The sequence below is a fragment of the Micromonospora sp. CA-244673 genome (assembly GCF_050948395.1).
Lineage (GTDB): Bacteria > Actinomycetota > Actinomycetes > Mycobacteriales > Micromonosporaceae > Micromonospora.
On sequence record NZ_CP192019.1, the window covers coordinates 502,619 to 523,359 of the forward strand.

At 73.0% G+C, this 20,741-nt stretch carries 19 protein-coding genes and 1 pseudogene; 16 read left to right on the plus strand and 4 right to left on the minus strand.

The window, feature by feature from the left end:
* Positions 1–140 precede the first annotated feature (140 nt).
* Both serC and ACQP12_RS02525 read right to left on the minus strand, forming a co-directional pair.
* A complete protein-coding gene (serC, locus tag ACQP12_RS02520; RefSeq protein ID WP_433284707.1) occupies positions 141–1,268 on the minus strand; it encodes a phosphoserine transaminase in 1,128 nt (375 codons plus the stop codon).
* 248 nt (positions 1,269–1,516) lie between these two features.
* The gene (locus ACQP12_RS02525) at positions 1,517–2,623 is read right to left on the minus strand and encodes a citrate synthase 2 (protein WP_357940379.1); all 1,107 of its coding nucleotides are present in this window, start codon (positions 2,621–2,623) and stop codon (positions 1,517–1,519) included.
* Between the two features lie 274 nt (positions 2,624–2,897).
* Here ACQP12_RS02525 and pdxH point away from each other — a divergent pair, with 274 nt between their 5' ends.
* The 7 genes from pdxH (at position 2,898) to ACQP12_RS02560 (ending at position 8,983) form a co-directional block, all read left to right on the plus strand.
* Positions 2,898–3,527, plus strand: a complete 630-nt coding sequence (gene pdxH / locus ACQP12_RS02530; RefSeq protein WP_433284709.1) for a pyridoxamine 5'-phosphate oxidase — start codon at positions 2,898–2,900, stop codon at positions 3,525–3,527.
* Positions 3,524–4,828, plus strand: a complete 1,305-nt coding sequence (locus tag ACQP12_RS02535) for an MFS transporter (RefSeq protein WP_433284711.1) — start codon at positions 3,524–3,526, stop codon at positions 4,826–4,828. Before pdxH ends, ACQP12_RS02535 begins: the two co-directional genes overlap by 4 nt.
* 126 nt (positions 4,829–4,954) lie before the next feature.
* Positions 4,955–5,884: an aldose 1-epimerase family protein gene (locus ACQP12_RS02540; RefSeq protein WP_433284713.1), complete on the plus strand. Its 930-nt coding sequence runs from the start codon at positions 4,955–4,957 to the stop codon at positions 5,882–5,884.
* Between the two features lie 2 nt (positions 5,885–5,886).
* Complete coding sequence (locus ACQP12_RS02545; protein WP_433289100.1) at positions 5,887–6,489, plus strand: nitroreductase family protein; 603 nt, start codon at positions 5,887–5,889, stop codon at positions 6,487–6,489.
* 131 nt (positions 6,490–6,620) lie between these two features.
* On the plus strand, positions 6,621–6,926 hold the full coding sequence (locus tag ACQP12_RS02550) for a type II toxin-antitoxin system VapB family antitoxin (protein WP_073839113.1): 306 nt from the start codon (positions 6,621–6,623) through the stop codon (positions 6,924–6,926).
* Between the two features lie 31 nt (positions 6,927–6,957).
* Positions 6,958–8,118 (plus strand): acyl-CoA dehydrogenase family protein, encoded by a 1,161-nt coding sequence (locus tag ACQP12_RS02555; protein WP_433284716.1) that lies wholly within the window; start codon positions 6,958–6,960, stop codon positions 8,116–8,118.
* Positions 8,119–8,218: 100 nt separating this feature from the next.
* Positions 8,219–8,983, plus strand: a complete 765-nt coding sequence (locus tag ACQP12_RS02560) for a DUF4230 domain-containing protein (RefSeq protein WP_433284718.1) — start codon at positions 8,219–8,221, stop codon at positions 8,981–8,983.
* 46 nt (positions 8,984–9,029) lie between these two features.
* Here ACQP12_RS02560 and ACQP12_RS02565 read toward each other — a convergent pair whose 3' ends face one another.
* On the minus strand, positions 9,030–9,239 hold the full coding sequence (locus ACQP12_RS02565) for a PspC domain-containing protein (RefSeq protein ID WP_355639028.1): 210 nt from the start codon (positions 9,237–9,239) through the stop codon (positions 9,030–9,032).
* A gap of 302 nt (positions 9,240–9,541) precedes the next feature.
* On the opposite strand from ACQP12_RS02565, the gene ACQP12_RS02570 reads away from it, so the two are divergent.
* The 6 genes and pseudogenes from ACQP12_RS02570 (at position 9,542) to ACQP12_RS02595 (ending at position 18,180) form a co-directional block, all read left to right on the plus strand.
* Positions 9,542–10,912: an L-serine ammonia-lyase gene (locus ACQP12_RS02570; RefSeq protein WP_433284720.1), complete on the plus strand. Its 1,371-nt coding sequence runs from the start codon at positions 9,542–9,544 to the stop codon at positions 10,910–10,912.
* 67 nt (positions 10,913–10,979) lie between these two features.
* Positions 10,980–11,807: an ABC transporter permease gene (locus tag ACQP12_RS02575; RefSeq protein ID WP_433284722.1), complete on the plus strand. Its 828-nt coding sequence runs from the start codon at positions 10,980–10,982 to the stop codon at positions 11,805–11,807.
* Between the two features lie 138 nt (positions 11,808–11,945).
* Positions 11,946–12,551, plus strand: a pseudogene (locus ACQP12_RS02580) (ABC transporter ATP-binding protein); the annotation flags it as partial.
* Positions 12,548–14,503 carry a DUF5941 domain-containing protein gene (locus tag ACQP12_RS02585; protein WP_433284724.1) on the plus strand — a complete coding sequence of 652 codons (1,956 nt, stop codon included), beginning with the start codon at positions 12,548–12,550 and terminating at the stop codon, positions 14,501–14,503. The pseudogene ACQP12_RS02580 and the gene ACQP12_RS02585, both read left to right, overlap by 4 nt.
* A 16-nt stretch (positions 14,504–14,519) precedes the next feature.
* Entirely contained in the window at positions 14,520–16,712 is a 2,193-nt protein-coding gene (locus ACQP12_RS02590) for a bifunctional glycosyltransferase/CDP-glycerol:glycerophosphate glycerophosphotransferase (RefSeq protein WP_433284726.1), read from the plus strand.
* Between the two features lie 157 nt (positions 16,713–16,869).
* Complete coding sequence (locus ACQP12_RS02595) at positions 16,870–18,180, plus strand: ABC transporter ATP-binding protein (RefSeq protein ID WP_357940403.1); 1,311 nt, start codon at positions 16,870–16,872, stop codon at positions 18,178–18,180.
* Positions 18,181–18,677: 497 nt separating this feature from the next.
* Here ACQP12_RS02595 and ACQP12_RS02600 read toward each other — a convergent pair whose 3' ends face one another.
* Complete coding sequence (locus ACQP12_RS02600; RefSeq protein ID WP_357940405.1) at positions 18,678–19,046, minus strand: hypothetical protein; 369 nt, start codon at positions 19,044–19,046, stop codon at positions 18,678–18,680.
* 194 nt (positions 19,047–19,240) lie between these two features.
* Here ACQP12_RS02600 and ACQP12_RS02605 point away from each other — a divergent pair, with 194 nt between their 5' ends.
* The 3 genes from ACQP12_RS02605 to ACQP12_RS02615 are packed head-to-tail and all read left to right on the plus strand — an operon-like array spanning position 19,241 to position 20,724.
* Complete coding sequence (locus ACQP12_RS02605; RefSeq protein WP_433284729.1) at positions 19,241–20,041, plus strand: helix-turn-helix domain-containing protein; 801 nt, start codon at positions 19,241–19,243, stop codon at positions 20,039–20,041.
* Positions 20,032–20,247: a DUF397 domain-containing protein gene (locus tag ACQP12_RS02610; RefSeq protein WP_357940409.1), complete on the plus strand. Its 216-nt coding sequence runs from the start codon at positions 20,032–20,034 to the stop codon at positions 20,245–20,247. The genes ACQP12_RS02605 and ACQP12_RS02610 overlap by 10 nt, the downstream gene beginning before the upstream one ends.
* Positions 20,248–20,256: 9 nt before the next feature.
* On the plus strand, positions 20,257–20,724 hold the full coding sequence (locus ACQP12_RS02615; protein WP_433284731.1) for a DUF4442 domain-containing protein: 468 nt from the start codon (positions 20,257–20,259) through the stop codon (positions 20,722–20,724).
* The last annotated feature ends 17 nt before the right edge of the window (positions 20,725–20,741 follow it).

Below are 20,741 nucleotides of genomic sequence, written 5' to 3' on the forward strand. Positions count from 1 at the left end.
CCCGGGCGTCTCGAACCACCGTACGCTCATCTACCCGAAGGTGGGGGATGCGACACCCCGGCATGTTGCGACTGAGCTGCGGCGATGATCACGGTGGGTGGTCGCCGGAGCCCCGACGACCACCCACCGTCACCACACGATCAGAGCCGCTCGACCACGTAGTCGATGGACGCGGTGAGCGCCTCCACGTCGGCCGGCTCGACGGCCGGGAAGAGCGCGACGCGGAGCTGGTTGCGGCCGAGCTTCCGGTAGGGCTCGGTGTCGACGATGCCGTTGGCGCGCAGCACCTTGGCGATCGCCGAGGCGTCCACCCCGTCGGCGAAGTCGATGGTGGCGACCACGTTGGAGCGCAGCGCCGGGTCGGTCACGTACGGGGTGGCGAACGCCGAGCGCTCGGCCCAGCCGTAGACGATGCCGGCGCTCTCGGCGGTGCGCTTGGCCGCCCAGGCCAGGCCGCCCTGCGAGTTCATCCAGTCGGTCTGCTCGGCGGCCAGGAAGATGGTGGCCAGCGCCGGGGTGTTGTAGGTCTGCTCCAGCCGCGAGTTGTCGATCGCGGTGACCATGTCGAGGAAGGCGGGGATGTAGCGGCCCGACTCCTTGATCTCGGTGGCCCGGGCGAGCGCGGCCGGCGACATGAGGGCCAGCCAGAGGCCGCCGTCGGAGCCGAAGCACTTCTGCGGGGCGAAGTAGTAGACGTCGGTCTCGCCGACGTTGACCTCCAGGCCGCCGGCGCCGGAGGTGGCGTCGACCAGCAGCAGCGAGCCCTCGTCGGCGCCCGGCACCCGGCTGATCGGCACCGCCACGCCGGTGGAGGTCTCGTTGTGCGGGGTGGCGTAGACGTCGACGCCCGCCTCGGCGACCAGGGTCGGCGCGCTGCCCGCCTCGGACTTGCGCACGGTCGGCTCGCCCAGGAACGGCGCGTCCTTGACCGACTTGGCGAACTTGGCGCCGAACTCGCCGAAGCTGGCGAACTGGGCCCGGTCGCGGATCAGGCCGAAGGTGGCGACCTCCCAGAACGCGGTGGTGCCGCCGTTGCCGAGCACCACCTCGTAGCCCTCGGGGAGGGCGAAGAACTCGGCGAGGCCGCGGCGCAGCCGGGCCACCTGGTCGCGGACCGTCTTCTGCCGGTGCGAGGTGCCCAGGTAACTGGTGGCGACGTCGGCGAGGGCGGACACCGCCGCGGGACGGACCTTGGACGGCCCGCAGCCGAAGCGGCCGTCGGCGGGCCTGATGTCGTCGGGAATCCGGATGGTCGGTGCGTCAGCCACGGTTGTCTCGATCCTTCCGCGTGGGCGAGGGCGGGCCCTTCAGCGGGCGCGGAGCGACGGCGGCCACGCGTGGGCGCGCGGCGGAGCCGGGTCCGAGCCCGGTCCGGCGGCACTGCCGACCTTCATCCTCGCACCCGCGCCGCCCGGCCCGGCGGCTGGTCCCACTCCCGGAGCTGAGGGATGCGCCACACACGCCAGGGCCCGGTCCGCGACGGACCGGGCCCTGGCGAGGGGTACGCGGGGAAGGATCAGACGCCGTGCGGGATGGCGTCCCAGCCCTCGACCTGCTGCGGCTTGCGGCTGCCCGGCCCGATGTAGCGGGCCGACGGGCGGACCAGCCGCTGGAGCTTCTTCTGCTCCAGGATGTGCGCGGACCAACCGCCCATCCGGGCACAGGTGAACATCGAGGTGAACATGTGCGCCGGCACCTCGGCGAAGTCCAGGACGACGGCCGACCAGAACTCGACGTTGGTGGCGAGCACCCGGTCCGGACGGCGGGCCTGGAGCTCGGCCAGGGCGGCCTTCTCCAGCGCCTCGGCGATCTCGAAGCGCGGCGCGCCCAGCTCCTTGGCGGTGCGGCGGAGCACGCGGGCGCGCGGGTCCTCGGCCCGGTAGACCCGGTGGCCGAAGCCCATGAGCCGCTCGCCCCGGTCGAGGACGCCCTTGACGTAGCCCTCGGCGTCGCCGCTGCGCTCGACGGCCTCCAGCATGCTGAGCACCCGGGACGGCGCGCCGCCGTGCAGCGGGCCGGAGAGCGCGCCGATGCCGGAGGAGATGCAGGCCGCGGCGTCGGCGCCGGTGGAGGCGACGATCCGGGCGGTGAAGGTGGAGGCGTTCAGGCCGTGCTCGGCGGCCGAGATGAAGTAGGCGTCGACGGCCTTGACGTGCCGCGGGTCGGGCTCACCCCGCCAGCGCTTCATGAACCGCTCGACGATCGTCTCCGCCTTGTCGATCTCCTTCTGCGGCACGGCCGGCAGGCCGAGGCCGCGGGCGGACTGGGCGACGAAGGACAGCGCGGTGACCGACACCCGGGCCAGGTCCTCGCGGGCCTGCTCGTCGGAGATGTCGAGGAGCTGGTTGAGCCCCCAGTACGGGGCGAGCATGGCGACCGCGGACTGCACGTCGACGCGGATGTCGCCGGAGTGCACCGGCACCGGGAACGGCTCGGCCGGCGGCAGGCCCGGGCCGAAGCGCCCGTCGACCAGCAGCGCCCAGACGTTGCCGAAGGAGACCTGACCGATCAGATCCTCGATGTCCACGCCGCGGTAGCGCAGCGCGCCGCCCTCGCGGTCCGGTTCGGCGATCTGGGTCTCGAAGGCTACGACGCCCTCCAGGCCCGGTTTGAAGTCGGACATGTCGTCTCCTGGCTTCCGGCGGTGGTGGTGGCCGCGCGGGCTGGACGGGCCCGCGGCTTGGGCGACCCCTCAGGGATGTGTTCGGAACATCTTGCCTGCTCGGTAACCGGCTCCGCGACCCGCAGCGACTGTGCGCCACATGACATCCCCGCCGGTGGACAAGCTCACGGGCTGGAGAAGACTGGGTGGTGGGGCCTGGCCAGCGTCGGGGGACGCCGGCATCCCCGGGAGAGGGACGACGAGAGTGACGGGTGACACACCTGCCCCGGCCGGTATGCGTAACGAGTACGCCGCCGACCTGGGCCTTTCCGAATCGGATCTCGCGCCGGACTGGCACACCCAGTTCGCCCGCTGGTTCGCCGACGCGGTGGCGCATCCGCTGCCCGAACCGAACGCCATGGTGGTCGGCACGGCCGACGCCGACGGGCGGCCGAGCGGCCGCACCGTGCTGCTCAAGGGGTACGACCCGGACGGGTTCGTCTTCTTCACGAACTACGGCTCCCGTAAGGGCGGCGAGGCGACCGCGAACCCGTGGGCCAGTCTGGTCTTCCCGTGGTTCCCGATGCACCGGCAGGTGACGGTCACCGGCCGGGTGACCCGGGTCGACCGGGCCGAGACCGAGGCGTACTTCGCCGCCCGGCCGCGTGGCTCCCAGCTCGGCGCCTGGGCCAGCACCCAGTCCCGGGTGGTCCCGGACCGGGCGGCGCTCGACGCGGCGTACCGGGCGGCGGCCGAGCGCTTCGCCGACGTGGACGAGATCCCGGCGCCGCCGCACTGGGGCGGGTTCCGGGTGCGGCCGGAGACGGTGGAGTTCTGGCAGGGCCGGGCCGGCCGGCTGCACGACCGGCTGCGGTTCCGGCGTACCGGGGACGGCGCCTGGGTCATCGAGCGGCTGGCCCCGTGACGGGGGTGAAGGAGGCCCGGCCGCGCGGAGCGCGCCGCTGGGCGATCGACCTGCGTCCGCTGGGTGTGCCCGCGTACCGCCGGGTGTGGCTCGGCAACGCCGTGGCGATGTTCGGCTTCCAGTTCACCGCCGTGGCGGTGCCGGTGGAGATGTTCGACCTGACCGGCGGCTCGTTCTGGGTCGGCCTGCTCGGGATCGCCGGCTTCCTGCCGCTGCTGGTCTTCGGGCTGTGGGGCGGGGCGGTCGCCGACGCCCGGGACCGGCGGCGGGTGCTGCTGGGCGGGGGCGCCCTGCTCTGGGCGTCGACCCTGGCGCTGCTGCTCCAGTCGCTGCTGCGGGTGGGCAGCCCCGTGCTGCTGCTGACCCTGGTCGCGGTGCAGTCGATCGCGTTCGCGATCACGTCGCCGACCCGCAGCGCGATCCTGCCCCGCCTGGTGCCGGCCGACCTCGTCCCGGCGGCCAGCACGCTGAACTTCACCACGTTCACGGCGACCTCGGTCTTCGGGCCGCTCGCCGCCGGCCTGATCTTCGCCACCTGGCCCACCGACGTGGGGCTGCCGATCGCGTACGGGGTGGACGGGCTGCTGTTCACCGTGTCGCTCTGGGCGACCCTGCGGCTGCCCGCCATGCCGCCCGAGCCGGATCCGGACGGCGACGGCACGCCGCGCAAGGCGGGGCTGGCCAGCATCGTCGACGGGCTCCGCTACCTGGCCACCACGCCGGTGCTGCTGCTCTCCTTCGCCATCGACCTGATCGCGATGATCCTGGCCATGCCCCGGGCGCTCTTCCCCGAGCTGGCGCACGAACGCTTCGGCGGTGGGGCGGCGGTCGGCTGGCTCTACAGCGCCATCGCCATCGGCGCGATGCTGGGCGGCCTCACCTCGGGCTGGATCGGCCGGGTGCGCCGGCAGGGGCTCGCGCTGTCGGTGGCGGTGGTCGGCTGGGGCGTGGCGATCGCCGCCGCCGGGCTGGCCCGCCAGCTCTGGCTGGTGGTGGCGCTGCTCGGCCTGGCCGGCGCCGCCGACCTGGTGAGCGCGACCCTGCGGCAGTCGATGCTGCTGGTCTACGCGCCGGACCGGATGCGCGGCCGGCTCCAGGGCGTCAACACGGTGGTGGTCGCCGGTGGCCCGCGCCTGGGCGACCTGCGGGCCGGCACGATGGCCGCCGGATTCGGCACCGGGGTCGCCATGGTCGCTGGTGGCCTGGCCTCCGCTGTCCTCGCCGTCGCGCTGGTCGCGATCTTCCCGGCGCTGCTCCGCTACCGGGCCGCCGCCCAGGCCACCCACCGGGAGCGGTCCTGACGCCGGCCGCTGGCCGGCGCCGTGCCCGGTGGCCGGGGTCGCCTCCGGCGAGCCGGGTGGGCCGCCGGCTGGGACGCCGGCTGGCATCCCCTCGCGGCGTCGGGGCGACGGGCTAAGGTCGCCGGCATGGAGACCGACGCGCGCCCGTCCCCGTCCGGCACACAGTGGACCATCGCGGCCGACGGCCACGAGGCCGTCGTGGTCGAGGTCGGCGGTGGCCTGCGGACCTACCGCCACGACGGGATCGACTACCTCGACGGGTACGAGGCGGACGAGCTCTGCCCGGGTTCGGCCGGTCACGTGCTGGCGCCCTGGCCGAACCGGATCCGGGACGGCGTCTACACCTTCGGCGACCGGTCGTTGCAGCTCGACCTGACCGAGCCGGCCCGGCACAACGCCATCCACGGCCTGGTCAACTGGGTGCGGTGGCAGCTCGTCGAGCAGTCGCCGGAGAGCGTGACGCTCGGCTACGAGCTGCCGCCCAGCCCCGGCTACCCGTGGGCGCTGCGGCTGCGGAGCCGGTGGAGCGTCGGGGCGGACGGGCTGCGCGCCGACCACGAGGTGACCAACCTGTCCGGCGAGCCGGCCCCGTTCGGCTTCTCGGTGCACCCCTACCTGCAGCTGCCGAAGGTCGGCGTGGACGAGCTGACCATGCGGGTGCCGGGGCGGACCCGGGTGCTGCTGGACAACCGGCTGCTGCCGGTGGCCGCGACCGGGGTGGCCGGCTCCGAGTACGACTACACCGAGCCCCGCGCGATCGGCGCCGCGGTGCTCGACGTGGCCTTCGGCGACGTGGTGCGGGACGCCGACGGCGGCTCGTCGGTGACCCTGGCGGCCCCGGACGGCTCGGCGGCGGTGCACATCTGGGCCGACGGCGAGTTCGGCTGGTGGCAGGTCTTCACCGGCGACACCCTCACGGGGGAGCGGCACCGGCGTTCGGTGGCGGTCGAGCCGATGACCTGCCCGGCCGACGCGTTCCGCTCCGGCCGGGACCTGATCACGCTGGCCCCCGCGCAGACCTGGCGGGGCACGTGGGGCATCCGGCCCGGGGCCTGAGCGTGGAGTTCGCCGAGGTCGTCCGGCGTCGCCGGATGGTCCGCAACTACGACCCGGACCGCCCGGTCCCGCCCGACGTGGTGGACCGGCTGCTGGACCACGCCGTCCGGGCCCCGTCGGCCGGGTTCGCCCAGGGCTGGGGCTTCCTGGTGCTGGAGGAGCCGGCGGACCGGGAGCGGTTCTGGGCGGCGGCCACCCCGGGCGGCGGCGGCCGGGAACGCTGGCTGGCCGGGATGCGCAAAGCCCCGCTCATCGTGGTGCCGCACGCGAACCGGTCCGCGTACCTCGACCGGTACGCCGAGCCGGACAAGGGCTGGGCGGACCGCTCCGAGGACCGCTGGCCGGTGCCCTACTGGTATGTCGACACCGGCTTCGCCGCCCTGCTGATGCTGCTCACCGCCGTGGACGAGGGGCTGGGCGCCTGTTTCTTCGGCATCCCGCCGCAGCGGATCGGGGCGTACCGGGAGGCGTTCGGGGTGCCGGCGGAGTACCACCCGATCGGCGCGGTCACGGTAGGTTATCGGGCACCCGACCACCGGTCACCGTCGTTGCGGCGCGGCCGCCGGCCGGTGGACGAGGTGGTCCGGCGGGGTCGCTGGAATTGAGGGTGGTTCAGCGCGTCCGGCCCGGGTATCGGCGGTAGCGAAACCGACATGAGGGAGTAAAACGCGGTGTGGCGCGTGCGGCTAGGCTGGCACCGACATCATCGGCCCGGCCGGGGGGAGGGGAGCGTGCCGTGATCTTCAGGGCGGTCCGGGACGGGCGTCCCTACCCGGAACACAACCTCACGCTCAAGCAGTGGGCCGAGATCCCGCCGCGTCCGCTGCGGCTGGACCAGCTCATCACCACCAAGCGGGAGCTGGCGCTCGACAAGCTCCTCGCCGAGGACTCCACCTTCTACGGCGACCTCTTCCCGCACGTGGTGCAGTGGAACGGCGGCCTCTACCTGGAGGACGGCCTGCACCGGGCCCTGCGCGCGGCGCTCCAGCAGCGCAACCAGATCCACGCCCGGGTGCTGGTGCTCAGCGGTCAGCCCGAGTGACGCGCCCCTGAGTCTTCGTTAAGGTGACGGCATGACCCCTCTCGACCTGCTGGACATCGACGCGTCGCTGGGCGAGGAGGAGCGGCAGATCCAGGCCGTCGTGCGCCAGCTCGTCGACGACCGGGTCCGCCCGCACGTCGCCGGCTGGTACGAGGACGGCCACGTCCCGGCCCGCGAGGTGGCCCGCGAGTTCGGCAAGCTCGGCCTGCTCGGCATGCACCTCACCGGCTACGGCTGCGCCGGCGCGTCGGCCGTCGCCTACGGGCTGGCCTGCCTGGAGCTGGAGGCGGGCGACTCCGGCCTGCGCTCGCTGGTGTCGGTGCAGGGTTCCCTGGCCATGTACGCCATCTGGCGCTACGGCAGCGAGGAGCAGAAGCAGCGCTGGCTGCCCGCCATGGCGGCCGGCGAGGCGATCGGCTGCTTCGGGCTGACGGAGCCGGACCACGGCTCCGACCCGGCCTCGATGGCCACCCGCGCCCGCCGTGACGGCGACGACTGGATCCTCAGCGGCACCAAGCTGTGGATCACCAACGCGCCGATCGCCGACGTTGGGGTGATCTGGGCGCGCACCGACGAGGGCGTCCGCGGCTTCGCCGTACCCATGGACACGCCCGGGGTGACGGCGCGGGAGATCCGGCACAAGATGTCGCTGCGCGCGTCGCTGACCGGCGAGATCGCCCTCGACGACGTGCGGCTGCCGGCGGACGCCCGGCTGCCCGAGGCGATCGGGCTGAAGGCGCCGCTGAGTTGCCTCACCGAGGCCCGGCACGGCATCGTCTGGGGCGCGCTCGGCGCGGCCCGGGACTGCCTGGAGACCGCCCTGTCCTACGCGACCACCCGGACCCAGTTCGGCCGGCCGCTGGCCGGCTTCCAGCTCACCCAGGCCAAGCTCGCCGACATGGCCGTCGAGTGGAACAAGGGGTTGCTGCTCGCGCTGCACCTGGGGCGCCTGGCCGACGCCGGCAAGCTGCGCCCGGAGCAGGTCAGCGTGGGCAAGCTGAACAACGTCCGGGAGGCCCTGGCCATCGCCCGGGAGTGCCGGACCATCCTGGGCGCCAACGGCGTCTCGGGCGAATACCCGGTGATGCGGCACGCTAACAACCTGGAGAGCGTGCTGACCTACGAGGGCACCTCGGAGATCCACCAGCTGGTCATCGGGCAGCGGCTGACCGGGCTGTCCGCGTTCGCCTGAGCTGCGGATTCACCCGATCCGGTCGCTCGACGAGCGACTGTCGCACGGTGGCCGTACCGTCATTCTCAGTCGATGTGTCTGACGAGGACGGTGAGGGGCGATGGCCCGCGACGGTGACATCAACGAGCCCACCCGGGAGTTCCCGGAATACCCGACCGGCGAGTCCCTCCGGGCCCGGTCGGACGTTCCGGACGACACCCGGCCCGGTGCCCCGGCGCCGTCCGGGGGGCCGGTGCGGGGCCTGCTCTGGGTGCTCGGCGCGGCCGCGCTGGCCGTGGTGGTGCTGCTCGGCGTGCAGGCGACCGGCCTGCTGCCGGAGTTCCGCAACCCGTTCGCCAAGGAGCAGACCGACCGCAGCCAGCCGCCGCTGCTCAAGTCGATCCGCGACCTGAGCCGCTACGTGGCCGCCGAGGGCAACTTCCAGGTGGTCGTCGACGTGCAGAAGGACCGGCGCAACGTGCCCGACTTCCTGCTCAACGAGCGCACGCTCTTCGTCGGGGCGGGCCGGATCGAGGCGTACGTCGACTTCGCGAAGATCGCCGACGGGGCCGTGGTGGTCTCCGACGACGGCAAATCCGTGGAGATCAAACTGCCCGCGCCGCAGCTCGGCGAGACCGACCTGGACATGGACAAGAGCTACGTCTTCGCCGAGCAGCGCGGCCTCATCAACCGGCTGAACGACCTGGTCGGCGGCGACCCCAACCGGCAGCAGCAGGTCTACCAACTCGCCGAGGACCGGATCACGGCGGCGGCCCGCGACAGTGGCCTCACCGCCCGGGCCGAGGAGAACACCCGCAAGATGCTGGAGGGGCTGCTCCGCTCCCTCGGCTACCAGAAGGTGACCGTCACCTACACGGCGCCCTGACGCCGGCGGCGCCCGCCCCGGATGGTCCCGGGGCGGGCGGCACGGGTCAGTGGCGGCTGGTGGCCAGGTAGCGGTCCTCGTTCGGCATGAGGACCCAGAGGATCAGGTAGACGATCACCTGCGTGCCGGGCAGCAGCAGCGACAGCAGGAACAGCAGCCGGACCATGCCGGCCGACATGCCGAACCGCTGGGCCAGGCCGGCGCAGACGCCGGCGAACATGCGCCCCTGGCGGGGCCGGACCAGTTTGCGACTCATCGTCGAACTCCCACTTCTGCGGCGATCCGCCGCGCTGATTCCACGGTAGGAACGGACGCGCCTCCCGCCCTCGGTCCCGAGGAGGATCGGCGACCGGGAACCCGTAGGTGCTTTACCCCGGCCGGCCATGATCGATTCACCGGCCGGTCAGCCGGTGACGGTGGGTTGACGGCAGGCGCGGAGGGTAGGCTCGCCGGTCGGGCGCCCACACCCCGGGTGCCGCCCGCCGCCTCCCGCACCGGGGAGCGGCACACACCGGGCCGGACCCGCACGACGGGGACGACGGCGAGGAAAGTGCAGCCATGATCAGTGTTTTCGACCTCTTCAGCGTCGGTATCGGGCCGTCCAGCTCCCACACGGTGGGCCCGATGCGGGCCGCCCGGACGTTCGTGGCCGGGCTCAAGGCCGACGGCCAGCTCGCCGACGTCGTGCGCGTGCAGGCCGAGCTGTTCGGCTCGCTGGGCGCCACCGGTCACGGTCACGGCAGCGACCGCGCCGTGCTGCTCGGGCTGGAGGGGGAGGTCCCGGAGACGGTCGACACCGACTCGGTCGGGCCGCGGGTGGAGCGGATCCGCGCGCAGCGGCGGCTCAGCCTGATGGGCAGCCAGGAGATCGACTTCGACCCGGACCGGGACCTGGTGATGCACCGCCGCCGTTCCCTGCCGTACCACCCGAACGGGATGACCTTCGCGGCGTTCGACGCGGCGGGGCAGCAGGTCCGGGCACGCACCTACTACTCCGTCGGCGGCGGGTTCGTGGTCGACGAGGCGGCCGCCGGGGCGGACCGGATCAAGCCGGACAGCACCCGGGTCCGCCACCCCTTCCTCACCGGCGCGGAGCTGCTGTCGGTGACCACCGCCACCGGGCTCTCGATCAGCGAGGTGATGCTCGCCAACGAGCTGTCCTGGCGCAGCGAGGCGGACGTCCGGGCCGGGCTGCTGGAGATCTGGCGGGTGATGCGGGAGTGCGTCGAGAACGGCTGCGCCCACGACGGTGTGCTGCCGGGCGGGCTGAAGGTGCGCCGCCGGGCGGCCGAGCTGCGCCGCAGCCTGGAGGCGGAGGCCGGCGCCACCGACCCGCTGCACGCCATGGACTGGGTCACCCTCTTCGCGCTCGCCGTCAACGAGGAGAACGCGGCCGGCGGCCGGGTGGTCACCGCGCCGACCAACGGCGCCGCCGGGATCATCCCGGCCGTGCTGCACTACTACACCCGGTTCGTGCCGGACGCCTCCGAGGAGGGCGTGATCCGCTTCCTCCTCGCGGCCGGCGCCATCGGGGTGCTGTTCAAGGAGAACGCGTCGATCTCCGGGGCCGAGGTCGGCTGCCAGGGCGAGGTCGGGTCGGCCTGCTCGATGGCGGCCGCGGGGCTGGCCGAGGCGCTGGGCGGCACGCCCGAGCAGGTGGAGAACGCGGCCGAGATCGGCATGGAGCACAACCTCGGGCTCACCTGCGACCCGGTCGGCGGCCTGGTGCAGATCCCGTGCATCGAGCGGAACGCGGTCGCCAGCATCAAGGCGATCACCGCGGCCCGGCTGGCGCTGCGCGGCGACGGGGTGCACGCCGTGTCGCTGGACAAGGTCATCAAGACCATGCGGGAGACCGGCGCCGACATGAAGATCAAGTACAAGGAGACGGCGCGGGGCGGCCTCGCGGTCAACGTGATCGAGTGCTGACGAACCCGAAGGGGTGACCTGGCGGGTCCGTACGCCGGGCCCGGGCCCACGGGGCGAGGATGGGACGGTGACGTCCGGCGTCGCCGCGCTCTGGTCCGCCCGCACCTCGCTGCGCATCCTGGTCCGGCGTGATCTCGCGGTGAAATACCAGCAGTCCGTGCTGGGCTACCTCTGGTCGCTCATCGAGCCCCTCGGCATGGGCCTGATCTACTGGTTCGTCTTCGGCGTGCTCTACTCCGGCGCCACCCGGCGGCACCTGGGCGACGCGGCGGAGTCGTACCCGCTGTTCCTGATCACCGGGATCTTCGCCTGGATGTGGGCCAGCTCGGCGCTCACCGAGGCGGCCAACGCGCTGACCGGGCAGGCCCGGCTGATCACCACCATGAACCTGCCCCGGCAGGTCTTCCCGATCGGCCGGGTCACCGGCCGGTTCGCCGAGTACCTCGCCGGCCTGCCCATCCTGGCCGCCATCGCGGCCCTCTACGTGGGCCACGGCCGGATCCGCCTCGGCTGGACGCTGCTCGCCCTGCCGCTGGCCGTGGCGGTGCAGTTCGTCCTGCTGGTGGGGCTCGCGCTGCTGCTGTCGGCGGGCAACGTGCTGATGCGCGACATCGAGCGCTTCATGCGGCTGATCATCCGGGTGCTCTTCTACGCCACCCCGATCATCTACCCGCTGAACCTGGTGCGGGACTCGGGCATGCCGGGCTGGCTGAAGATCGCGTACGAGCTGAACCCGCTGGTCGGGATCTTCCAGCTGCACCACGCGATCTGGTATCCGGACGAGTTCCCCGACGCCCGGCTGCTCACCGTCACCGTGGCGGGCAGCGTGCTGGTGTTCGCGGTCGGCTGGTGGTCGTTCCGCCGCCTCGAGCCGGCCGTGCTCAAGGAACTGTGAATGGCGGCGATCATCGAGGCGGACGGGCTCGGCATCCGGTTCGTCCGCAACCGCCGCCGCCAGCTCCGGCTGCGGGAACTGCTCATCCACCGGGGCTCCCGCGACCCGGACGCCGGCCGGTTCTGGCCGCTGCGGGACGTGTCGTTCCGGATCGAGCCGGGTGAGACGGTCGGCGTGGTCGGGCGCAACGGCACCGGCAAGAGCACCCTGCTGCGGCTGATCGCCGGGGTGCTGATCCCCGACGAGGGCGCGATCCGGGTCCACGGCCGGGTGGCCCCGCTGCTGGAACTCTCCGCCGGCTTCTCCGGGGACCTGACCGGCCGGGAGAACCTCTACCTGGTGGGCGGGCTGCACGGGCTGTCGTCGGCGTACCTGCGGAAGCACTTCGACGAGATCGTCTCGTTCGCCGGTGAGCAGGTGGAACGCGCCATCGACACGTCCGTCCGGCACTACTCGTCAGGGATGAAGGTGCGGCTGGGCTTCGCGGTGATCGCCCACCTGCCGCACCCCGTGCTGCTGGTGGACGAGGTGACCGCGGTCGGGGACGCCGAGTTCCGTGCGAAGTGCTATGCGACCATCGAGCGACTCCTCGCGGAAGGGCGCACGCTGGTGCTGGTGTCACACAACGAAAAGGACCTCTCCCGGTTCTGTCGTCGGGGGCTCTACCTCGACGCCGGCCGGCTCACCGTCGACGGGACGATCGACGAGGCGCTGCAGGCGTACGCCGGCGCGACGCAGCGGTGACGCTCGCGATCGTGCTCGCCGCCGGACCGGCCGCGGGCCTGACCACCGACGCCGGGGAGCGCCTGGCCGACCGGCTCGCCGGGCAGTGGCGCCGGGCCGGGGCGGACGAGGTGCGGGTGGCCGGCGACCTGTCCGAGCTGGCCGACCTGGTGGCCGCCGCCACGGGGCCGGTGCTGGTCAGCGGGGCCGACCTGGTGGCGCACACCGCCGTACTCAAGCACCTGGCCACCAGCCCGGTGGGGCCGACGGTGGCCCTCGTGCTCACCGATCCGCCAGCCGCCGGGCAGGCGACCGTCCGCGAGGAGCGCGGCCAGGTGGTCGCCGTGGACGACCCGGCGGGCGCCACCGGGGTGTTCGGCGGGGCGCTGCGGGTCGGCCCGGCCGACCTGCCGGCCCTCGCCGCCGCCGCCCGCGCCGTGGCCGGGCCCGCGTCCGGCGGCGGGGCGCCGGCTCCGGAGGGCCCGGCGTCCGCCCTGGACCGGGCCGTCGCCGGCCTCGTCGGCTGCGGCGCCCTGGTCTTCGCCCACCGGGTACGCCTGCTCGTGGCGCACCGGGTCGGCGATCCGGCCGAACTGGCCGCGGCGCAGGCGGCCGTGGCCGCCGTCGACGAGGACCGGGCCGAGCTGAAGCTGTCGGTGAAGGAGCGGGACGACTTTTTCACCACGTTCTTCGTCAGCACCTGGTCCCCGTATGTGACGAAGGCCGCCGCCCGGATCGGCCTGGGCCCGACCGCGGTCACCATGATCTCGGTGGCCTTCGCGGTGGCCGCGGCGGTGCTCTTCGGCGCCGGCGGCCGGTTTGCGCTGGTGGCCGGTGGCATCCTGCTCTACCTGGGTTTCGTGCTGGACTGCGTGGACGGCCAGTTGGCCCGCTACACCCGGCACTTCAGCGCCTGGGGTGGCTGGCTCGACACGATGGCCGACCGGGCCAAGGAGTACCTGGTCTACGCCGGTCTCGGCTACGGCGCCACGCACGCCGGCTTCCGGTACGGCTGGGCGCTGGCGATCGCCGCCATGACCCTGCAGACCGTGCGCCACATGACCGACACCTGGTACGGGGTGCTGCACGACGAGGCGGCCCGCCGACCGCGCGCGGCGACCGGCGACGCGGGCGGCATCGGCGGGAAGCTGAACGCCGCCTCCACCAAGGTGCAGGCGGACACCGGCTCGGTGTCCTACTGGCTGAAGCGGACGGTGGTCTTCCCGATCGGCGAGCGGTGGGCGCTCATGGCAGTGGCCGCCGCGCTGTTCGGGCCGCTGGTGGCGCTCTGCGCCGTGCTGGTGTGGGGGGTGCTGGCGTTCGCGTACACCGGCGCCCTGCGCACCCTGCGGGCGCGGTGGATGCGGGTGCCGGTGCTGAGCACGGTCGACACCGGCCTGCACCGCGACGACGGGCCGCTGGCCCGGACGCTGCCGGTGGCCCGGCGACCGCTGGCGCTGGCCGCGTTCGGCGCCGTGGTGGCGGCGGCCCTCCTGCTCTGGGCGCTGCTCGCGGTGCACCGCGGCGGCGACCTGCCCGCGTGGACGCTCGGACCCGCCCTGGTGGGCCTGCTCACCGCGGCGCAGGGGGCGCGGGCGGCGCACGGCGGGCCGCTGGACTGGCTGGTTCCGGCGGCGCTGCGGGCCGGCGAGTATCTGTTCGCGATCGCCGTCGGGGTGGCCGGGCGGGTGCCGCCGTGGCTGATCTTCGGGTACGTCTTCGTGCTGACCCTGCACCACTACGACCTGACCGCGCGGCTGGAGAAGCGGCAGGTGGCCCCGCCGCTGCACGCCGCCACGCTGGGCTGGGAGGGGCGTTCGGTGCTGCTGACCATCGGGTTAATCGCCGGAATTGCGAGCATCGCTCTAGCTACACTCGGTGCGTACCTTCTCGTGGTTTTTGTCGCGAGCGTGGTCCTCGCCTGGGTGGTCCTGCCGGCCCGCGCCCGTGGGGGTGACCGCTCGCCGGGCTGACGGAGGGCCGGCCGGGATGACCCTGATCAGCTTCGTCGTACCGGCCTTCAAGGTGCAGGGTTACCTGCGGGAGTGTCTCGACTCGATCCTCGACCAGCCGTTCGAGGACGTCGAGGTGATCGGGATCGACGACGCCTCGCCGGACGACAGCGGCGAGATCCTGGTCGAGTACGCGGCCCGCGACCCCCGGGTCCACCCGGTCCGGCTCACCGAGAACGTCGGGCTCGGTCCGGCCCGCAACATCGGGCTGGACCGGGCCAGCGGCGACTACGTCTGGTTCGTCGACGGCGACGACTGGCTGGTCCCCGGCTGCCTGCCGCACGTGGCCGACCGGCTCCGCGCCACCCGCCCGGACGTGCTCATCGTCGACCACGTCCGGGCGCACTGGAACAACATCGGCACGCGCAGCGCCATGCGGGACGTGTTCCCGGAGCCGCCCGGCGAGGCGACCTTCCGGCTGCGGGAGCGGCCGGAAACCCTGCGGCTGCTGCACACCGCCTGGAACCGGCTGGTCCGCCGGGAGTTCCTGGCCGAGCAGGGGCTGCGCTTCGCACCCGGCTGGTACGAGGACGTCTCGTTCAGCTATCCGGTGCTGATGGCCGCCGAGCGGATCGGCGTGCTGGACCGGGTCTGCCTCAACTACCGGCAGCGCCGCACGGGGGCGATCACCCGGACCCGGGGCGACCGGCACTTCGAGGTCTTCGCCCAGTGGCACCGGGTGTTCCGGCTCATGGACCGGTGGGGGCCGGCCGTGGTGAACGGGCTGCGTCCGGCCGTCTTCGAGCGGATGATCTGGCACTACCTGACCGTGCTCGGCAACGGCGAGCGGATCGCCCCCGAGCTGCGGCCGCCGTTCTTCGCCCAGATCCACGCCGACCACGCCCGCTTCCTGCCGCCCGAGGGCTACCCGATCCCGCCCGGGCTGGAGGGGGTGAAGCACCGGCTCGTGGCGGCCGGGCGGTGGCGGACGTTCAGCGCGCTCCGGGCCGCCCACCAGGCCGAGGAGCGGGCCCGGCGCTCGGCCCGGCGGGTCAAGCGGCGGGTGCTGCCGGTCGCCCGGCGCAACGCCCGCAGGGCCCGGGACGCGGCGCTGCACGAGTACTACCGGGCCGAGCTGCACCGCCCGCTCGACGCGACGCTCGCCGTCTACGCGTCGTACTGGTACCGGGGCTACTCCTGCAACCCCGCCGCGATCTACACGGCCGCCCGCCGGCTCGCCCCGCAGGTGCGCGGCGTGTGGATCGTCCGCCGGGACCGGGTGGCCGGGCTGCCGCCGGGCGTGGAGTACGTGGTGGCCGGCACCCCGGACTACTACCGGGTGCTGGCCCGGGCCCGCTGGCTGGTCAACAACGTCAACTTCCCGGACTTCGTCCGCAAGCGACCGGGCTCGGTGCACGTCCAGACCCACCACGGCACTCCAATCAAGGTGATGGGGCTGGACCAGCAGCGCTATCCGGTCGGCGCGATGGGCATGAACTTCGCGAACCTGCTGCGCCGGGTGGACCGCTGGGACTACAGCGTCAGCGCGAACAGCTTCTCCACCCAGATGTGGGAGCGGGCCTATCCGGCCGACTACACCACGCTGGAGGTCGGCTATCCGCGCAACGACCGGCTGGCGCTGGCCACCGCCGAGGAGCGCCGCCAGGCCCGCGCGGGGCTGGGCATCGGCCCCGACGAGTACGTGGTGCTTTACGCGCCGACCCACCGGGAGCACCTGCCGGGCTGGCGGCCGCCGTTCGACCCGGACCGGCTGCGTGACGTGCTCGGGCCGGCCGGGCGGCTGTTGATGCGCAGCCACTACTTCCACGACCGGGAGCGGCAGTTGCGGGGCGCGTCCGACGGCGCGGTGCTGGACGTGAGCGCGTACGAGCGGGTGGAGGACCTGTATCTCGCCGCGGACGTGCTGGTCACCGACTATTCCTCGGCGATGTTCGACTATGCGGTGCTCGACCGGCCGATCGTGGTCTACGCGCCGGACTGGGACGCGTACCGGGTGGCCCGGGGCGTCTACTTCGACCTGCTGGCCGAGCCGCCGGGCGCGGTCGCCGTCGACTTTCCCGGGCTGCTCGACCTGTTCCGCAGCGGCGCCGTGCGCGGGGCGGCGGCCGAGCAGGCCCGGCAGCGGTTCCGGGCCCGGTTCTGCGCGTTGGACGACGGGCACGCCGCCGAGCGGGTGGTCCGTCGGGTCTTCCTGGACGAACCGGCCTGAAAAGTCGTTACTGAGCGGTCGCTTTACTGATGGAAGACCGCCAATCTCGTTAATGGTTCTTTCACGAGTCGAACATGGCACGTTTACCCGATGCGCGAAGGCCATGATCCTGGTCACAGTCATTCCCGGGTTCGGCCGAGAGCTGGGGAGGCAGACGGTGACCACCGTCGCGCTCAAGGATGTCACCAAGGTGTTCCAGGACGGGACAATCGCGGTCGACACCATCAATCTGGACGTCAACGACGGCGAGTTCATGGTGCTGCTCGGTCCTTCGGGCTGCGGCAAGTCCACCGTGCTGCGGATGGTCGCCGGGCTGGAGGATCCCACCTCGGGGGCGGTGATGCTCGGCGGCGAGGTGGCCAACGACCTGCCGCCCCGGGAGCGGAAAATCGCCATGGTCTTCCAGGACTTCGCGCTCTACCCGCACATGACCGTCGGCGACAACATCGGCTTCCCGCTCCGGCTCTCCGGCGTCGAGCCCGGGCCGCGCGGCGAGCGGATCCAGGACGTGGCGAGTGCGCTGGGCATCGGCGACGTGCTCGCCCGCAAGCCCAGCCAGCTCTCCGGCGGCCAGCGGCAGCGGGTGGCCATGGGGCGGGCCATAGTGCGCCGGCCCGGCCTGTTCCTCATGGACGAGCCCCTCTCCAACCTGGACAGCGGCCTCCGCGCCGAGCTGCGCGCCGAGATCTCCGGGCTGACCCGCGAGCTGGGCGTCACCACCATCTACGTCACGCACGACCAGGCCGAGGCCCTGACCATGGCCGACCGGGTCGCCATCATGCGCAAGGGCGTGCTCCAGGACGTGGGCACACCCACCCAGGTGTACGGGCGTCCCGCGACCCTCTACGTCGCCGCGTTCCTCGGCAGCCCGCGGATGAACCTGCTGGAGGCGTCGGTCTACGTCCACCTCGACCGGTACGTCACGCTGAACCTCGGCGAGCAGTCGCTGTACCTGCCGTGGGACGACATCCGCAGCCGGGCCGTGGCCCACTACCACGGCGAGCGGATCGTGGTGGGTATGCGGGCCGAGGCGCTCACCCCCGTCGCCCCGGACACCGCCGGCGACGTGCTGCACGGCCGGATCCGCTACCTGGAGCACCACGGCCACGAGTCGCTGGCCTTCCTCGACATCGGCGCCACGGCCATCGTCGTGGACGAGATGGGCAGCCGCCCGGACGACGCCGCCCCCGGCCAGCGCGGCCTGCGCCGGTTCGGCCAGGTCATGCAGCGGCTCGCCGGGCGTGCGGCGGACGCACCGGTCTCCGCCGAGCCGAGCGGCGGCGGGGGGAACCGGACCAGCGTGCTTCCCGACCCGGGCCGGCACCACCGCCGCCCGGCGGAACTGGCCGTGCGACTGGCCCCGTACCCGGCGGTGTCGGCCGGGCACCCGCTCGCCGTTCAGGTACGGATGGACGCACTGCACTTCTTCGACGAGCGCGGCGACCGGATCGACGTCGGCTGGCGCTGAGGCCCCCGGTGGCGCCCTGCCCCTCGGCTGCCTTCGCTCCGGTGTGCATTGTTCCGGCGGCCTTCTGGGCCGTTGGGGAGCGCCTTCGCTCCGGTGGGCTTTGTTCCGGCGGCGCCCGGGCCGTTGGTTGGTGAGCGCCTTCACGCCGTCGGGGCGCTTTCTTCCGCGTGCCGTGGATGCCGTCCGCCGCCGCGTTGGTCGCCTTGCGGCCAACCACGCTGTGTCACAGCCCGCGCCGACCCGGGGGAACCTCTCCGCGCCTTTGCTCTGCAGCCACGGACGCAGCGGTTGCGCTGAGTGAGCGCCATGGACCGGAGACGCGCCGGGCCCCGTTGAGGAACAGCAGCTCAATCGCGTGGTGCGTGGATGGCTGCAGAGCAAAGGGGCGGAGGACCGTTCTGGCGGTTCGCCGGGGAGGTTACTCGCAGTGAACTCGGCGGTCCTGCACGCACGGTGATGGCGGGGCGGTGCGGCGGCCGGAGGTACTGGAGCCCGTCTCAGTGCTGCGACGGGTCCACGACCGGCCGGCGGTAGGGGCCCCACGCCACGAAACGCCGGAACAGGTCGGCGGGGGACGGGCCGGCGTCCGGGTTCAGGCGGTAGAGGTCCCGGGCCGCCTCGTGGAGCAGCCCGCACAGGTAGAGCGACAGGCCGATCTGGTCGTCCGCGTACTCGGCCTTGAGCAGCAGGCGGGCCTGCGCGCAGGGCCACGGCTGCCCGCAGGCTCGGCAGCACCACATCGGCCGCAACGGCGTGTGCGCCGGACAGGCCCTCAACCGCTCCCCTGTGGTCGTTTCCGGCGAGATCTTGGTAGGAAGTGGCCCCTCTGGGGGCCTTTTTCCACCAAGATCTGGTCGATCGTCCATGAGGTCTCCTTCAGGCGTGGGTGGGCCCGCCCCGATTCGGGGGAATTGGGGCGGGCCCCGGAGTGGCCCTCGACGGGTGTTGGCGGCTCCGCTGGGTGACAGTCTGGTCACCGTGGGGCTAGGGTCGGAAGCCGTTCCGCCCCCACCAGCCCGGCCGTCCGACCGGCCGTTCCCCGTTGTGCAGAGGTGTGCAGATGAGCCGGATGCCGATGCTGGAGCTGTTCGCCGGGGAGCTGCGCCGGCTGCGCGGCGACGCCGGGCTGTCCCAGGAGGCGCTGGGCGAGCGGGTCAACTACTCGGCCTCGCTGGTGGCGGCGGTCGAGCAGTGCCGCCGCCCGCCCCGGGAGGAGTTCGCCCAGCGCTGCGACGAGGTGCTGCGGGCGGGCGGCCTGCTGGTGCGCATCCGGGACGCCCTGATCCGCGAGAGCCTCATGCCGTGGTTCCGCGAGTGGGTGTCGATCGAGCAGGAGGCGACGACCTTGCGCAGCTTCCAACCGCTGGTGGTTCCGGGACTGCTGCAGACAGAGGCGTATGCCCGGGCGCTCTATGAGGGAGCGGCGCAGCTCGCCGGTGAGGAGATCGAGCAACCCCTCGCCGCGCGGCTGGCTCGTCAGGCGGTGCTGAACCGGCCCGGACCCCCGCAGTTCGTGGCCGTGCTGGACTACACCGTCCTGGTGCGTCCCGTCGGCGGTCCGAAGGTGATGCGGGAGCAGTTGCGGCACCTCGTCGAGGTGGGCCGGCGACCACGGGTCCACCTGCACCTGGTGCCGCGTGGCACCGGTGCCTACCCGGGTCTGAACGGCGCCTTCGTGCTCGCCACCCCACCCGATGGTGACGACGTGGGCTACCTGGATAACCAGTTGCAGGGCACCATCGTCGAGCGGAGCGTGGACATAAACTCCCTGCGGCAGATCTGGGAGTCCGTGCGGGCGGAGGCCATGCCGCACGGTGCCACCCTGGCGGCGATCTCGGAGGCGGCGGAGCAATGGACCTGACCGGCGCGATCTGGCGCAAGAGCACGCGCAGCAGCGGCAACCAGGGCGACTGCGTGGAGGTGGCGGACAACCTGCCCGGCGTGGTGGCCGTGCGGGACAGCAAGGACCGGCGCGGCCCCGCGCTTAGCTTCACCCCGCTGAGCTGGGCAGCCTTCGTCGCTGCTGCCCGCCGATCGGCCCTTGCCCAGAAAGTTACTCACGAGTAGCGTCTGGGCATGTCCATCGACTCTCGCCAGGTCGCGGCCGGTCTGCTGGAGGCCGTGCCGTTCGCCCGCACGCTCGGTATCGAATTCGTCGAGGTCGCCCCCGAGGCCGAGGGCGGCGTCCGGGCCGTGGTCCGGCTCCCCGACGTCCCGGAGCACCACAACCACGTCGGCGGCCCGCACGCCGGGGCCATGTTCACGCTCGGGGAAACGGCCTCCGGGGCGGTGGTGCTGGCCGCGTTCGGGCAGGTGCTCGACCGGGCCGTACCGCTCGCCGTGACGGCCACCATCCGCTACCAGAAGGTCGCCCTGGGGCCGGTGCTGGCCACCGCGCGGCTGGGGCGCACCCCGGCCGAGGTGGTCGCCGAGCTGGACGCCGGGCAGCGGCCGGAGTTTCCGGTCGAGGTGGAGATCGGCACCGAGGACGGCACCGTGACCTCGGCGCTCACCGTGATCTGGACACTTCGCCCGAACCGCTGAGGTCCGAATCGGGTTTG